This window comes from Micrococcus sp. IITD107, from assembly GCF_041927415.1.
GTDB lineage: Bacteria > Actinomycetota > Actinomycetes > Actinomycetales > Micrococcaceae > Citricoccus > Citricoccus terreus.
Genome location: NZ_JBHFFN010000003.1, coordinates 48,541 through 65,860, shown reverse-complemented (window position 1 = coordinate 65,860; position 17,320 = coordinate 48,541). Strand labels below are relative to the sequence as shown.

At 67.7% G+C, this 17,320-nt stretch carries 4 protein-coding genes; all 4 read left to right on the top strand.

Features of this window, described 5'->3' with window-relative positions:
- Window positions 1–847 precede the first annotated feature (847 nt).
- Genes ACEXHE_RS07350 through ACEXHE_RS07335 form a run of 4 tightly spaced genes read left to right on the top strand, consistent with a single transcriptional unit; the run spans window position 848 to window position 17,286 of the window.
- On the top strand, window positions 848–3,739 hold the full coding sequence (locus ACEXHE_RS07350; protein WP_374785295.1) for a helicase-related protein: 2,892 nt from the start codon (window positions 848–850) through the stop codon (window positions 3,737–3,739).
- Window positions 3,736–8,451, top strand: a complete 4,716-nt coding sequence (locus ACEXHE_RS07345) for a DNA methyltransferase (RefSeq protein ID WP_374785294.1) — start codon at window positions 3,736–3,738, stop codon at window positions 8,449–8,451. The genes ACEXHE_RS07350 and ACEXHE_RS07345 overlap by 4 nt, the downstream gene beginning before the upstream one ends.
- Window positions 8,444–14,968 carry a DEAD/DEAH box helicase gene (locus ACEXHE_RS07340; RefSeq protein ID WP_374785293.1) on the top strand — a complete coding sequence of 2,175 codons (6,525 nt, stop codon included), beginning with the start codon at window positions 8,444–8,446 and terminating at the stop codon, window positions 14,966–14,968. The genes ACEXHE_RS07345 and ACEXHE_RS07340 overlap by 8 nt, the downstream gene beginning before the upstream one ends.
- Window positions 14,969–14,970: 2 nt before the next feature.
- On the top strand, window positions 14,971–17,286 hold the full coding sequence (locus tag ACEXHE_RS07335) for a 3'-5' exonuclease (protein WP_374785292.1): 2,316 nt from the start codon (window positions 14,971–14,973) through the stop codon (window positions 17,284–17,286).
- The last annotated feature ends 34 nt before the right edge of the window (window positions 17,287–17,320 follow it).

The window sequence follows — 17,320 nt, the reverse complement described above, 5'->3', positions numbered from 1 at the left end:
CAGCAGGAGCCGGAACCCTGTGCGGGCTCCGGCTCCTGGACGCGGATGGTAAGGGATTTGAACCCTTGAGACGGGGTCACCGCCTACTGGTCTTCAAGTTTGGGCGACCCTGGAATGGCGGGTTTCGGGCAGCCTCGGCGTGTCCCAACTTCCCCGGAATCACGCGCATTTGCTTCTGTTCTGTGCCTGCTCGTGATGCGACGTTACTGCGCCTGTGGCCACAGAATGGCCACAGTCGGCACCGCCTTTCTCCTCAGAGTGACGGCGCGTTGGACTGGTGAGAGCGTGTCACAGCACTCAGCATGGGGACGATGGAAGGTTTGGCGGAAGTCCGCCATGAGGGACACATGGTCTCCGAAACCTGCCGAGAACCGGGCCATGGATCGAAAACCGCGGATTCTCGCGAAAGGTCATACCCGTGCGTCACGCAAAGTTAGGCGTGTTGACGGCTAGATGTTGTTACGGCGTTACCACGGATAAGTCACGGGTTGCGCTGCAGTGCCCGAGTGGACCGAACGTGGGTCATGGGCCCCGCGCGGCGTCGAGATATTTTCAGGCGCAGGGGCCTTGAACGGTCCAGGTGGCGTCATCCGGATGGGAGCAGAAGGCTATGGAACCGGGAATCTTCAAACGCCGCTGGAGCTATCGAGCCTCACTGACACCAACTTCAAGACCTTTGGGGACGTTGGGAGAGCGAGGGAAGAGCTAAGTCCGTCGAGTAGGGCGAGGCGCACACCGAAGTGACCACCACGGTTACCTCTATGCGTCGAAGTCACCGGCTGGTGTCGTATCTTGAGTATAGGTATTTCACATCCCCGTGAATCCACGCGCGAAGGAGCCGTGAACCGTGACCGTTGGCTTACCCACCTCCGTGGATCTGAACGTCTCACCCGGCTCGGTGGTCCGCGTCCGGAATGAGGACTGGGTCATCACCTCCGCCTCCGCCACCACCTCCGGCACCCTCATCAAGGTCCAGGGCCTCAGCGAGCTGGTCCGGGACACCGAGGCCGCCTTCTACTCCGACTTGGACCGCATCGACGTCGTGGATCCCCGCAACGCGAAGATCGTCGCGGACCCCACCGCCCACTACCGACTCACCCGGCTATTCCTCGAGACCACCCTGCGCAAGACCCCGGTGCCGTCCATCAGTCCGGAACTCACCGTCAGCACCCGCATGCTCGCAGACGCCCTGGGCTACCAGCGGACCGCCGTCGCCAAGGCCCTGGATCCCTCCAACATCCGGCCGCGCATCCTCATCGCGGACGCCGTCGGCCTCGGCAAGACGCTGGAGATCGGGATGATCCTCTCCGAGCTGGTCGTCCGCGGCCGCGGTGAGAACATCCTCATCGTCACCCCGCGCCACGTGTTGGAGCAGATGCAGCACGAGATGTGGACCCGCTTCGCCCTGCCGTTCGTTCGGCTGGACTCGGTCGGCATCCAGCGGGTCCGCCAGACCATCCCCGCCTCGCGCAACCCGTTCACCTACTTCAAGCGCGCCATCATCTCCATCGACACCCTGAAGACCCCGCGCTACCGGGCCCACCTTGAGAAGCGCCGCTGGGACGCCGTCGTCATCGACGAGTCCCACAACCTGACCAACACCGGCACCCTGAACAACGAGCTGGCACGCTTGCTCGCTCCGCGCACCGACGCCCTCATCCTCGCCAGCGCCACGCCGCACAACGGCAAGAAGGAGTCCTTCGCTGAGCTGGTGCGCCTGCTCGACCCCACCGCCGTGCACCCCAACGGGGACATCGACCGGGACGCCGTTAAAAAGCTCGTGATCCGCCGCCACCGGTACTCCCCGGAGGTCGCCCGCGAGGTGGGCGCAGACTGGGCCGAACGCGCCGAGCCGCAGAACAGGCTCATCCCGGCCAGCACCGCCGAGGATGCCATCGCCACGGAACTCTCCGAGACCTGGCTCCACAACCCGCACGGCTCCCCGGGTACCAACGGACTCTTCGGCTGGACGCTGGCCAAGGCCTTCCTGTCGAGCCCCGCCGCCCTCGCCGAGACCATCCGCGAACGTCTGCAGCCCGCCAAGAACGCCGGCCCGGCCGAGGTCGAGGCCCTGCGCCGTCTCCAACTACTCGCGGAGGAAGCCCAGCAGAATCCCTCCGCCAAGTTCACCGCCCTGGTGAACCACCTCAAGGACATCGGCGTCGGCAAGGGCAACTCCACCCGCGCCGTCGTCTTCGCCGAGCGCGTGGCCACGCTGAAGTTCCTCCACGCCGCCCTGCCCGAGGCGCTGGGTCTGAAGCCTGCCAACATCGGCCTGCTCCACGGCGGCCTCTCGGACGTCGAGCAGCAGGACACCGTGGAGGACTTCAAGCGCGGCAACTCCGAGCTGCGCGTCCTCGTCACCGGCGACGTCGCTTCCGAGGGCGTCAACCTGCATGCCCAGTGCCACCACCTGGTCCACTACGACATCCCGTGGTCGCTGATCCGCATCGAGCAGCGCAACGGCCGCATCGACCGTTACGGGCAGAAGCACACCCCGCAGATCACCACCCTGCTGCTCGAACCCACCGACGAGCGCTTCTCCGGGGACGTCCGCGTCTTCACCCGGCTGGTCGAGAAGGAGCACGAGGCGCACCGTGCCCTGGACGACGTCGCCGTCCTGATGGGCCGGCACTCCGTGGAAGCCGAGGAGAAAGCCATCCGGGACATGCTCGCCTACGGCCAGGACCTCGAGGAGGTCGTCCCGGACGAGCCCCAGTGGGCGCCGGATTCGCTGGAGGCGCTGCTGGCCGGGCTGGAGGGGGACGAACCGAAGTCGCCCCCCGACGACGGCGGCCCCGGTTCCGCGCCCCGGTCCGGCTCCCAGCCGGTACACGAAGCAGGGGGTGACGGCACGACGTCGGCCGTCCGCGTCGCCGACTCGTGGGGCCTCTATGATTCACAGTTGGACTACCTGGACGACGCGCTACAGGAGGCGTTCGGGGACCCGGAGCGCACGGTGAAGTGGTCCGTGGACAGCACCTACCACGTGGCCTCCCTGGAACCGCCGAAGGACCTGCGCAAGCGGCTGCGGTTCCTGCCCCAGGACTACCTGAGCGAGCGCAAGGTCACGGAGCAGCTGTTGCTGGCCACCTCCCGCGCGGTCGGTCAGCAGTCTTTAGACCATGCCCGTGCCTCCGAGGACACGAACTGGCCGGCCGCCCACTACCTGGGACCGCTCCACCCGGTGCTCGACTGGGCCGGGGACCGGGCCCTGGCCTCGATGTCCCGCAACGAGGTCCCGGCGATCCGCGGTGACGTGGATGAGTCGACCTTCCTGCTGCTGGGCACCATCACCAACCGACGCGGGCAGGTCCTCAACCGCACGTTCATGTCCGTCTCCGCGGGCTTCGCCACCCCGATCTCCAGCGTCGCGGAGTTCTTCGAGGAGATCGGCCTGGACGGGAAGGCACCGAACCCGGGACCGGTCCCGGTGGCGGGGCTGCAGGACCGGCTGCCCGCCGCCGTCGACACCGCCACGGCACACCTGTCCATGGTCCGCTCTGCTCTGACCGAACGGGCCAGCGACCAGCTGGAGGAGTGGATGGCCCGCGCCGAGCAGTGGACCCACGAATCGGACGCCCTCATCCAGCGCGCCGAGGTCCGCCAGCGCACCGACCGCGTCAAGGAGGAACGGCGCCTGGCCCAGGACCTCTCCCCGGACCAGGAACTCGTGCGGCCACTGCTGGCCGTCGTACCCCGCACCACCCGCACCGCCGACCAGAAGGAGAACCGGTGACCAGCTACGAATCGATCGTCGTCGTCGAGGACTGGATCAGCGAGCACTACTTCACCGACGACGGCCGGGGCGTCACGTTCCAGAACGAGGTCAAGAAGCTTCGCACCCAGTGGGACGCCGACGCCAAGGACGGCCACTCCACTCCCGTCACCCGGTTCTCCCACGACCGCCTGGCGCTGCAGACCGCCATGGCCGAGATCAGCGCCGATGCCCAGGCCGGGCAGGACGTTGCCGCTCGCGCCGCCGAGGCCTACGCGCACCTGCGGACCGTCCTCGGACTCCACGGGACCATGCAGGAGATTACCCTGGAGCGGGGTCAGCAGGACCTCACGGTCAGTGCGGTCCCGCTCGGCGGCAGCGCGGAGGTGCTTTGGCTGGACGCCGCGCCCGTCACCGGCACCGACGCCGGCCTGGACCAGACCGTCCTCTACGGCACCAACACCGTGGACGGCACACCGCGGCCGGACCAGCCGGTCAGCAAGCTGCTGTCAGAGCTGTACCTGGCCGAGCCGAAGCCGCGGTATGTCGTCGTCGCGGCCGGCGGCATCCTCTACCTCACCGAGCGCGAGCGGTGGCCCGAGGGCCGCTACCTGGCCGTGGATGCCCAGCTGATCGCTGAGCGGAACGAGACCCGCAAGGGCGGAGAAGTTGACCGGTTGCTGGCGATGGTCGGCCGCAACTCCCTGGTACCCACCGAAGACGGCACCCTGTGGTGGGACGAGCGCCTGGCCGAGTCCCACGAGCACGCCGTCGGCGTCTCCCGGGACCTGCGCGACGGGATCCGGGAGTCCATCGAGATCATCGCCAACGACGTCCTGCGCCGCCGCACCGCGCGGGGACTGTCCAACTCGGACGTCGACGGGCAGGCCCTGGCCCGGCAGTCCCTGCGGTTTCTCTACCGAATCCTCTTCCTGCTCTACGCCGAGGCCTCGCCCGAGCTGGGGGTGCTCCCGAAGGGGGCGGGGGAGTACGACGCCGGGTACGGCCTGGACCGGCTTCGCGAGCTCCTCCAGGTGGACCTCACTAGTTCGGCGGCAGAACGTGGAACTCACCTGTACGAGTCCCTCGCCCTGCTCTTCCAGCTGGTCAACGGTGACCACGCCAGCCAGCAGTCCCCGGCCGACCAACCGACCGGGGAAGCAGCTGGTGCAGAAGACGAGCAGCTCCTCGAAGCCGACTCGGGCCTGCACTTCGAGTCGCTGGAGGCCGACCTGTTCCACCCCTCCCGGACCGCACTCATCGACGAGGTCGGCCTGGGGAACGGCGAACTGCAGCGCGTCCTGGAACGCCTGCTGCTCAGCAAGCCCGGCTCCTCCGGGCAGCGCGGCTTCATCTCCTACGCCAACCTCGGCATCAACCAGCTCGGCGCGGTCTACGAGGGACTGATGTCCTACACCGGTTTCATCGCCGAGACCGACCTGCGCGAGGTCGCCAAGAACGGCGACGGGTCCAAGGGCTCCTGGGTGGTCCCCGTCGAGCGCGCCCAGGACATCGACCCCAGGCACTTCGTGACCCGGATCGACGAGGAGACTGGACTGCCCGAGCCGGTCATCCATCCCAAGGGCGGGTTCGTGTTCCGGCTGGCCGGCCGCGAACGCCAGCAGTCGGCCTCCTACTACACCCCCGAGGTGCTCACCCGCTTCGTCGTGTCCCAGGCGCTCGAGGAACTGCTGGACGAGGACACCCCGGCGGACCGGGTCCTCGAGCTCTCGGTGTGCGAGCCGGCCCTCGGGTCCGGCGCCTTCGCCATCGAAGCCGTCCGCCAGCTGGCTGACGAGTACCTGACGCGCAAGCAGACGGAATTGGACCGTCAGATTCCCGCCGAGGAGTATGCCCAGGAGCTGCAGCGGGTCAAGGCACAGATCGCCCTGCACCAGGTGCACGGAGTGGACCTCAACGCGACCGCCGTGGAACTGGCCGAGGTGTCGCTCTGGTTGGACACCATGCAGCCGGGCCTGCATGCCCCGTGGTTCGGGCTGCGCCTGAAGCGCGGCAACTCCCTCGTCGGCGCCCGTCGCGCCACGTACTCCACCTACGCGGTGGACAAGAAGAAGTACCTCTCCGAGGAACCGGAGGCCCACCCCCTCACCGGCCTCGCTGAGGCCATAGAGCACGACGGCGACGACCCGGCTCCCGCGGGACGGATCCACCACTTTCTGCTGCCCGGTGAGGGCTGGGGTGCCGCCGCCGACGCAAAGGAGGTCAAGGACCTCGCCGCCGACGAACAGAAGAAGCTCAAGTCCTGGGCCAAGTCCACGCGTAATGCCCTGAATAACAGGCAGAAGACCCGACTGCTGGCGCTCTCCCAACGAGTGGAAACCCTGTGGAAGATCGTGCTCCGGCGTCTCCAGATCGCCGAGCAGCAGGCGAAGCGGTTCGTGGACTACTTCCCCCACGAACGGCAACCGGAGTCGACGGTGGTGACCCGCAGCGAGATCGAGGCGTCCCTCGCCGATCCGGATGGTGCCTACCGTCGGCTCAAGCGCGTTATGGATGCCTGGACAGCACTCTGGTACTGGCCGCTCACCGAACGGGAGACCAACCCGCCGACCGTGGACGAGTGGATCGACGGCCTGGAGGCCATGCTCGGCAAGCCCGGTAAGTCATCACGGACGGCCGGGCAGCAGAGCCTGTTGTCCACGGCAAACTGGCAGGATCTGAACGCCGCCGAGGAGCTGGACCTGGACTTCGCCGGCGCGCTTCGGCACGACGCGATCGCCAACGAGGTCGATTTCGCGTGGCTCGGGGTCTGCGACGACGTGGCCGCCGAGCAGGGCTTCTTCCACTGGGAATTGGAGTTCGCCCCGGTCTTTGCCCGGGGTGGCTTTGACCTGCAGGTGGGAAACCCGCCGTGGGTGCGACCCGACTGGGACGAGCGCGCAGTGTACGCAGAGTTCGATCCGTGGTGGCAAGTCCACGAACGGACAACGCAATTAGCTCAACAAGATCGGCGCAAAAAGGCCCTAGCCAGCCCAGAGCATCGAGAATTCATGAATACCACAGCCGCAGAAATCACGGCATTTCGAGCTATCCTGACCTCACGACCCGTGTACCCGGTCGTGTCTTCGCTTAGACCGGACCTATACCGAGGATTCATGGAAAGGACATGGAAGAACAGCGCTCCTCGCGGGATCGTTTCGCTTATTCATCCAGAGTCCCACTTCACGGAACCCAGCGCCAAGCAACTGCGGGCCGCAACATACAGACGCCTCCGGCGTCATTGGCAATTCATAAATTCTTTGATGCTGTTCGAGATTAGCGATAAGCATACTTATGGGGTCAACATATATGGCGACGTCGCTGATTCGCCGAGCTTTCTTATGGCGGCTTCACTATACCACCCAGAGACTGTAGAGAGATCCTTCGATCATGATGGTGGCGGGCTGCCGCCCGGACTCAAAGATGACGAGGGCAATTGGGACGCTCGACCGCATGCTGCACGCATTATTCACGTGGACGGCGAATCCTTATCGACTTGGCGCGACATCCTCGAGCCTCCCGGATCCTCTTCTCTTGAGACGCGGATGGTATACGCAATCAGTCAGCCGATCATGAGTGTTCTTGAGAAAATGGCGGCAATGCCCCGACTTCGACGGTTCCCGCTTCAGACTTCGTCTGGTTGGAATGAGACGAATGACAGGAAGAAGGGCTACTTCGACGTTGGCTCGACGATCAATAGGTCATGGAACGATGTCATCCTGCAAGGTCCGCATTTCTCTGTCGCTAACCCCTTCTCTAAGCAACCAAATGAATCGATGTTGCATAACCAAGACACCGTTGCGATAGACCTTGAAGAGCTGCCTGAGAACTTTATTCCTCGTACCAGTTATCAACCAGCTGTCGATCGAGACGTATATGACGCTGGTGACGTCATATGGGAGATTAAAGGAAAGCGAGTAAGATCGCGGTCTGTTTATAGAGTATTCGTGCGAAACATGCTCCCACTCAGGAATGAGAGGACTCTATTTGCCGCCTTACAACCCCCGGGGGCCGCGCATGTTCACGCGGTGAATAGTCTACGCATTAAAGATTTTGGCTCGATCTCTAAAACAGAAGATAGTGATGAGTTCGGATTGGTATTGCTCGGAGGATATTTGTCTTCTATTCTGCTTGACTTCTGGATAAGGCTATCTGCAGCGTCTACGTTTAGTTCGGACCTGAAGGCTGCATTGCCGTTCGCACCGGGGAAAGATGTGCGGATAGATTCAGCTATTGTGCAGCGAACAATGAGGCTCCAAGCTTTGTCTAACGCTTATGGAGATCTATGTGCTTCCGTATTGAATCGAAATTGGGATTGGAATTTTCCGGCTCGTCGAGATCGGGAGCGACTTCAAACGCAGATTGAAATCGATGTGTTAGTTGCGATGTCACTTGGCCTGAGCGCAGAAGACCTTTGCCAGATCTATCGCACTCAGTTCTCCGTGATGTTTGGCTACGATCGCAGAGACTTATACGACACCAATGGACGTAAAGTCCCCGGCGAGATGAACAAGTTGTATCGCACGGTCGGCGGAGAGGTAATGACGCTCGAAGACCGGACCTGGACACATCCGCAAAGCGAGGTGGAGTACGTCTTCGAGTTTCCATTCCGCGGGTTCGACCGGGAAGAGGACATGTGCGCCGCCTACGCGAAGTTCAGCGCGCAGCTGGAGGAACACGGACGAATCCTCGAGGACGACGAGGAGATGGCATCGGTGACGGCCGGTGCCTGAACTTCTTCCCACCCGGCAGGCCACGGACCTCGTCATGGGCATCCGGGACTACCTCACCACCACGTTCGCGCTGTCCGACTCCTCGGCGCAGGCGGCGATCGATCGGTTCCTCACCGACCCCGAGAACGGCATGTTCAAGGGACCGTTCGTGCGGCTGCGGCTGCCGTTCGAGCCCGCCCGGGACGGGTGGCGTGAGTGCCTGGAGCACTACGCGGGCTCCTTCACGCCCTACAGCCACCAGGCCCAGGCGTTCCAGCGGCTCAGTTCTCTCGGACCGGGCACCGAGGCCTACCAGAGGCCGGAACCGACGCTGGTCACCACCGGCACCGGCTCGGGCAAGACCGAGGCGTTCCTCTACCCGATCCTCGACCACGTGCTCCGCGCCCAGCGGCAGGGGCAGCAGGGGATCAAGGCGCTCATCCTCTACCCGATGAACGCCCTGGCCAACGACCAGGCCGGGCGCCTCGCGAGCCTCATCACCTCGCAACCGGAACTCGGCGGCGTCCGGGCCGCGCTGTACACCGGACAGCAGTCCCACGAGAAGCGCGGCCACGTGACGGCGGCCGGGCTCATCACCGACCGCACCGTGATGCGCCAGGACCCGCCGGACATCCTGCTCACCAACTACAAGATGCTCGACCAGTTGCTGCTGCGTCACGAGGACGCCCGGCTCTGGACGGCCTCCGCCACCTCCCTGCAGTACCTGGTGCTGGACGAGTTCCACACCTACGACGGCGCGCAGGGCACCGACGTCGCCATGCTGCTGCGGCGCCTCGGGCTGGCCCTGAAGTCTGCCTGGCCGGAGGACCTGACGGACCTGGCCCCGCGGATCACGGAGGCCGACCGGCAACGCCCGCTGGGCATCGTGACCCCCGTGGCGACGTCGGCGACCCTCGGCGGCAGCGGGGGAGCCGGGGCCATGCTCGACTTCGCCCGGGAGATCTTCGGCGTCGAGTTCGGCGAGGACGCCCTCATCACCGAGTCGCGGATGGACGCCGACGCCTGGCGGCGGCTCAGTCCCACGCCGGACTGCGCACCGCGGCTGGTGGCAGACCTTACCCAACGAATCGACGAGACCAACACAGTCGTCGCCGAGGACGACGCCCGTCCCGAGACGCTCTTCGGCGCCGTGCTCGATTCCCTGTTCACCGCGGTCCCGGCGCGCGACCCGGAGAGCCTGCTCGCCGCCCTGCGGCACCACCCGCTCACCGAGCGCCTCGTGGCCGAGACGAGCGCCGCCGTCGGGATCCGGGACCTGGCCCGGGCCGTGCTGGGACCGGACCTCACCGGCACCGCGCTGGATGACGCCGCCGAATACCTCAGCCACGTCCTGGCCCTCTACTCCCACGTGCGGGCCGAAGCCGGCCGCGAGGCGCTGACCGTGGAAACCCACCTGTGGATCCGCGAGCTCAGCCGCATCGACGCCAAGGTCGACATCGAGCACCAGCTGCGCTGGGGCGATGACCCGCCCGCCGAACCGACCGAGGACGAGGCCGAGACCTTCACCGCCTACCTGCCGGCCGTGTACTGCCGGCACTGCGGCCGCAACGGCTGGGGTGCCAAGCTCGCGCCCACCCAGACCGACCTCACCATGGATCCGGCCGAGATCCGCAAGGCCTCCGCCACGGACGACGCCAGCTTCCGCACCTTGCTCTACGCCGCCAACGAGGCGGAGGACTCCTTCCGCGAGCACCGCACCGGCGCCGAGACCAAGGACTCCGGGCTGCGCTATTTCCACCTGCAGAACCGCACGCTGGGCGTGGAGCCGCCGGAGCAGAACGACCCCGACTACCGCCGCGGCATGATCATCCCGGTCAAGTGCCTCACCGGGCTGGAGGCCGGGGAGCTCTCCCGCAAGGACGTCTGCCCGGCCTGCGAGGCCGAGGACGCCATCCGGTTCATGGGCTCGGCCATCGCCACCCTGACCTCCGTGGCCGTCTCCAACCTGTTCGGCGACCCGGACCTGGACGCGGTGGAGAAGAAGGCGCTCGTCTTCACCGACTCGGTCCAGGACGCCGCCCACCGCACCGGGTTCATCCAGGCCCGCTCCCACACCTTCACCCTGCGCACCGCCCTGCGCCGGGCCTTCGGGGACCACCCCGACGAGGGTTCGCAGGAGGTGTTGAACCTCCACGAGCTGGTGGAACGGGCCATGGCCATCCCCGACGGGCCCGACGCCCCGTTCGAGCGATACCGGCTCGTCCCGCCGGACCTGAGCGAACGCGACGGCTTCGCGGAGTACTGGCAGGACGACGCCGCGCCCCGTGCGCGCAGCTCCGCCCGGAACCGGGTGCGCCGGCGCCTGCTCTTCGACGCCGGCCTGGAACTCGGGCTCAATGCCCGGCTGGGCCGGACGCTCGAGCTCACCGGCTCCGTGGTGGTGGAGGCCGACGCCGGCCCGCGGGCCAAGGTGCTCGCCGCCGCCGAGCAGGCCTGGGCCTCGGCGACGAACATGCTGCCCGACGTCGCCTTGCCCACCGCCGAGCAGTACCTGCACTGGGTACGCGGCGTGCTCGTGAGGATGCGCCTGCAGGGCGGCATCCTGCACGACTGGCTGCGCAAGTACGTCGAGAAGGACGGCAAGCGCTACTGGCTCTGGGGCGGCCGCCCCCGCGGACAGGGGATGCCCGCCTTCCCGAAGGGACGCCCCGCGCCGGCATTCCCCGTGGTCGGCTCGACGGATCCGAAGGACGGCCTGGACCCGGTCACCCCGCGCTCCAGCTGGTACGCCCAGTGGACCTCCCGCACCCTCGGCGTGGCCCCCGACGACGCCCCGGCCCTGATTCGCCGGCTGTTCCAGGTCCTCGCCGACCACGGCACCGTCACGGCCCTGTCCACGGACCGCGCCGCCACGGCCTACGCGCTCACTCCCGAGCAGGTCCTGGTCTCCGTGCCCACGGCCGGCGGGCTGGCCGCGGGGACGTACGCCCTGGCCTGCAGCGTCTGCACGACCCAGACCTACGGCACGCCCTCGGTGGCAGACCAGCTGGACGGGGCGCCGTGCCTGCAGACCAGTTGCCCAGGCGAGCTGGGTCGCGTCGAGATCACGGACGGCAACTACTACCGCGAGCTGTACTCCTCCAGCCAGGCCCGCCGGGTGGTGGCCCGCGAGCACTCGTCCCTCCTGGACGAGGAGGTCCGCCTGGACTACGAGGAGTCCTTCAAGCGCACCCACCAGCATCCCGATGACCCCAACGTCCTCGTGGCCACGCCCACCCTGGAGATGGGCATCGACATCGGAGACCTCTCCTGCGTCATCCTGGCGTCGCTGCCGCCGACCGTGGCCAACTACGTCCAGCGCGTCGGCCGGGCCGGGCGCCTGACGGGCAACTCCCTCGTGCTGGCGTTCGCCCGGGGCCGCGGCCAGCACCTGCCCAAGCTCTACGACCCGCTCTCCGTCATCAACGGCGAGGTCCGGCCGCCGGCCACCTACTTGGAGGCCGAGGAGATCCTCACCCGCCAGTTCACTGCCTACCTCGGCGACCTGCTGGCCCGGGACGAGAAGGCGGTGCACCCGCGCCGCGTGGCCAAGGTCATGGGCTCGACGGTCGAGGGCACCTACCTGGACCAGATGCTCGGACTCGTCCGCGACGGCGGCGGGGCAGTCGTCGATGCCTTCCTCGACCAGTTCTCCGGCCAGGTCTCCGACGACGGCCGGGCACGCCTGCACCGGTGGGCCGCCGATGACCTGGGGCCGGCGCTGGAGCGGGCCAGCCACGAGTGGAACCAGTCCCTGGAGGACCTGCGGCACCGGATCCGGGACGTGGACGACGCCGTCACGGCCCTGGACGCCGAGTACCAGCAGCGTCTGCACGATTACGGCGACGCGGAGCATGAGAAGGTGCGCGAGGCCGAGCGGGACGTGAAGTCCGCCCGGGCTCAGCTGCGCAGGCTCAATGCCGAGCTGATGGACGCCAACGGCGACTGGTGGATCTCGGCGCTGGAACGCTATGGCGTCTTCCCCAACTACACCCTGATCGGCGACCCGGTCATGCTCGACGTCGGGATCTCCTGGCGAAATGAGGACACCCAGCAATTCGAGGCCGAGACGCGGACGCTCGAGCGGACCGCCGCCGTCGCGATCCACGAGCTCGCGCCGGGGGCGACGTTCTATGCCTACGGCATGGAGATCGCGATCGACGCCGTGGACCTGGGGCCCGAACTGCGGGAGGTGCAGTACTGGCAGATCTGCCCGGGCTGCGGCTGGATCCATCCGGTCGAGCGCGCCGGCGGCGAGACGGCCGGTTACCTGGGCCTGGCCGCGGACTGCCCCCGCTGCCGGGCCACCGGCATCAACGACCAGGGCCAGGTGTTCTCCGCCGTCGAGCTCACCAAGGTCAGCGCCGAGATCCGCCGTGACGAGTCCACCATCACCGATTCCCGGGACGAGCGGCAGCGCCACCAGTTCACCGTGGTCCCCGTGGCGGACGTGGAACCCGGAGGCGTGGAATCGAGCTGGTCCGTCGAGTCGACTGGCCTGGGCGTCGAGTACCTGCGGCACACCACCGTGACCGGCTTGAACCTCGGCTCGGCCGGCCGCCGCGGCGGAGCCCGGGTCCTCGCCGGCGGAACGTACTACCCCCCCCTGTTCACCCTGTGCACGTACTGCGGGCAGCAGGACACCAACCGCCGGGCCAACGCCAAGGACGAGCACCGGTTCTGGTGCCGGCACCGGGCCTCTGACGAGGAGCACACGGTCGACTTGCTGCTGGCCCACCGGCTGCGGACTCAGGGCGTGAAGCTGCACCTGCCGGCAAGCCCGGCGTTCTCTGATGTCTTCACGTACCCGACCCTGACGGCAGCGGTGCAGCTGGGGCTGGCCCGCCACCTGGGCGGCACCCACGGCCAGGTCGCGGCGTTCACCATCCCGGAACCGGAGGACCAGCACGGCCGCCAGGCGTTGCTCATCCACGACACCGTCCCCGGCGGGACCGGCTACCTGGCCGCGTTCAAGGACCCGGTGACCGTGTTCGGGATCCTGAAGGCGGCGTGGGACGTGGTGCGGAGCTGTTCGTGCCAGGAAGAGGACCGACGCGCCTGCCACCAGTGCCTGTTGCCCTACGCCGCGCGGGGTGCCGAGGACTACGTCTCACGGGTCGTCGCCGAACGCCTCCTCGGCGAACTGCTCGGCGTTGGCGAGCAAGCCGACGGTGCGGAGGGCACCGAGGCGCCGGATGAGGGCAGCGCCGAACCCACCCTGGCGACGTGGACCGTGCAGCAGGGCCAGGCCGGGCCAGCGTCCGCCGAGTCCGCCCTGGAGACCGACTTCCGGCGCGCACTCAAGGAACGGCTCAAGACCGTGGGCGCCCACATCACGGAACGCCCCGGTGCACGCGGCGAGGAAGTGCAGTTCCAACTGCCCAACCAGCGGTTCGTCTGGCGGTTGCAGCCCCAGGTGGACCTGGACGGCACCCGGCCAGACTTCCTGCTGCGTCCCGGGATCGGACAGTTGCCCGAGATCCCGATCTACACCGACGGCTACACCTATCACGCGACCCCGGCGTACAACCGGGCGGGCGACGACGCCGTCAAGCGCCAGCGCCTGCGCGGTCGGGGCTACGTCCCCTGGGCCATCACCGCCACGGACGTGGAGCGGTTCCGCGCCGGGCCGGACGCCGCGACGGAACTGGACGGGTGGATCACCCCGCCGATCCTTGCCAGCCTCCAGCAGCGGCACGCGATGAAGCCGGCCATCCTCCGGGCCTTGGGCGGCGGCTCGATGGAACTGTTGTGGGCCTGGATCAACGAGCCGGACCTGGTCGCGTGGCGCAAGGTCGCGGACCTGGGCGCCGGACTGGCGCCGGGTCCTTTGCAGAAGCACCCCCTCGGCGAGGACGACGCCAAGCGGTTCGGGGTCGAGGTCGGGTCGCTGGCCACCCACCTGAAGATGACCCCGGAGACGCCCTGGTGGGTTCGCGCCGAGGGCGCGGTCCAGATGCTGGCGGCCGGGGAGATCACCCGGGCCGGCGTCGCCGTACGGAACGTGCTGGTGCTCGACGACTCGCCGGCCGCCGTCGGGACCGCAGAGTTCCGCCAGGCGTGGTCCCGCTGGCTGCTGTGGAGCAACGTGACCGGCTTCCAGACGTCGGTGCACGGGGCGATCAACGCGACCACCGGCACCGTGGAACAGATCCTGGGGGAGGTGTACGGGGAGGCGGCCGTGGTGGCCGCTCCTGCTCCGGTGACACCGGTCGAGACCCCGGTGAAGGCGGAGACCGGGGTCTCCGCCCACAATCCGGTCTGGGACGAGATCTTCGAGGACGCTGACGAGGACGAGCTGGAGTTCCTGCGCCGGCTCGCCGCCGACCCTGCCGTGCCGACGCCCGAGTTCGGCGAAGAGCTGGAGGGCATCACCCCTCAGCTTTACTGGCCCGAACAGCGGATCGCCGTGGTCTACGAACTCGACGAGGAATCGACCGCCCTCGAGAAGGCCGGCTGGACGGTGCTCGGCAATGACGACCACACCGCCGTGCTCGGAGCCCTCAGCGGGGCCACCAGCGAATCAGGAGGACAGTGACCATGCCGTTCGTGACGATGGCCAGCGTGAAGAACAAGCTGGACGGTTCGGTACGGAAGCTCGCCTACGACTTCCTCCAGAAGCTGCAGACTGACGACACCACTGCCGGGCTGCACATCGAGCCGATGGAGCGGGCCCGGGACCGGCGCGCGCGGACCGGTCGGGTGAACCAGCAGTGGCGTGCCGTCCTGTTCAAGATGGACGGTGTCCAAGACGGCCACTACGTCTACATGGGGACATACCCGCACGACGAGGCCATCCGGATCGCTCGCACCACCACGCTGCGCATTAACCCGGCCCTGGGCGTGCCCGAGTTCGAGCAGCACCCGGACGTGCCCGACACGAAGGAGTTAGTCGCCGAGTGGACCGTCGCCGAGGTGGCGAGTGGGGAAGGCGGCGACCGTCCTGAGGGTGCCGAGCCGACGCCGGGCACCGGGACCGGGACCACCGTGCCCGGCCCCAAGGTGACTGTGCCCGGCACTGAGGCACCGGTCGACGACTGGGTGAACCCGCTGCCGGGGTCCTGGACGGTCGAGCACCTGGTGGCCGAGGCGGGACTGTCCGAGCAGCTGGCCGCGCGGGCATTGGCCGCTACCACCACGGCCGGGCTGAACGCGCTGATCGACAAGGCACCGGAGGCCCAGGGGCTGGTCCTGCTGGACCTGGCCCACGGCAAGGAGCTGCAGGCGATCCTGGACGAGCTCGGGCTCGGTCCCGTCCCGCCCGAGAAGGCCACCGTCGGCGAGGACGAACAGCTGATCGAGGCGTTCGAGAAGTCCGCGGGGGGCTTCGTCTTCGTGGGGGACAACCCCCAGGAGCTCAAGGATGCCCTCGAGTCGATGTCGATCGACCGCTGGCGCGTGTTCCTCCACCCCGACCAGCGCAAGTACGTGGAGCGGCAGACGTCCGGTCCGTTCCGGCTCTCCGGCGGCGCCGGCACGGGCAAGACCGTCGTCCTGTTGCACCGTGCCCGGCATCTGGCTCGCAAGGACCCGGACGCGCGCATCGTGCTGACCACCTTCACCCGGGCCCTGGCCGACGCCTTGACTCGGCAGCTGCGGCTCCTCGACCCGGAAGTGCCGCTCGTCGGGCTGGGTGAGGCCGGGGTGACCGTGCTGGGCATCGACCAGGTGGCCGCCAAGGTGGTGCACCAGGCCAGCGAGGCGGAGCGTGCGGAGGCCGTCCGCGCAGTGATCGGCCCCGGGACGAACGCGCTGAGCGAGAGGCCCCGCGGCGGCGAGGACGCGCGGGCCTTCCAGCAGGCCGTCAGTCTCGTGGACCCGGACGTGTCCGAGGACCTGACGCATCATGCGTTCCTGGAACAGGAGTACGTCTCCGTAGTTCTCGCGCACCGGGTGGTGGACGAGCGCGGGTACCTGAGGGCCTCCCGGCGCGGCCGGGGCACGGCGCTGAACCGGAAGGCGCGCAAGGAACTGTGGCCGGTCTTCGCCCAGTACCGGAGGGCGCACCAGCTCGAGGACAAGGCCAGCTATGCGGAGGTCGCCGCCATTGCGGGCGTGATCCTGGAGCAGCGTGCCGAATCCGGCGGACGACTGGCGGCTGACCACGTGCTGGTGGACGAGGGACAAGACCTGCACGCCGGGCACTGGATGCTCCTGCGCGGACTCGTGGCACCCGGCCCGGACGACCTGTTCATCGCGGAGGACTCCCACCAGCGGATCTACGGCCAGAAGACCCCTCTGTCCCGGTACGGGATCAACATCGTGGGCCGAGCCCGCCGGCTGCGGCTGAACTATCGCACGACGGCGGAGAACCTCGCCTACGCGGTGGGCATGCTGAGCGGGCAGGAGTACACCGACCTCGAGGACGAGGCCGAGGACACCAGCGAGTACCGGTCGGCACGGTCCGGGCCGAAGCCCACATTGGTGCGGGCGGACTCGCTCGATGAGGAGATCACGGCGGCCGCCGGGCACCTGAAGCGGTGGATCGACGTCGACCGTGTGGATCCCGAGGCGATCGGCGTCATGGTGCGCAGCGAGCAGGCCGAGAAGGCGGTGACCCGTGGACTCCGGGATGCCGGGGCACTGGACGGTTCAGCCGACGGCGGGGGACGGAAGCGGTCCGTGTCCGTGATGACGATGCACAAAGCCAAGGGCATGGAGTTCGAGCGGGCGGTGGTCATGGGGGCGGGAGCGTCCGAGGTGCCGGCGGGCTGGATGATGGAGGGCCTGCCGGACGCCGAGCGGCGGGACATGCAGATGCAGGAACGGTCTCTGTTGTACGTGGCGGCCACGCGGGCGCGGGACGAGCTGGTGGTCACCTGGACCGGGGAGGCATCGGAGTTCCTTGTGGGCTGACCTGCGGGAAGTTCTGGCGGCGCGTGGTTATCGT

Excerpts from the sequence above, each read along its gene's own strand:
- ACEXHE_RS07335 (WP_374785292.1), top strand. The coding sequence starts at position 14,971 with ATGCCGTTCGTGACGATGGCCAGCGTGAAGAACAAGCTGGACGGTTCG.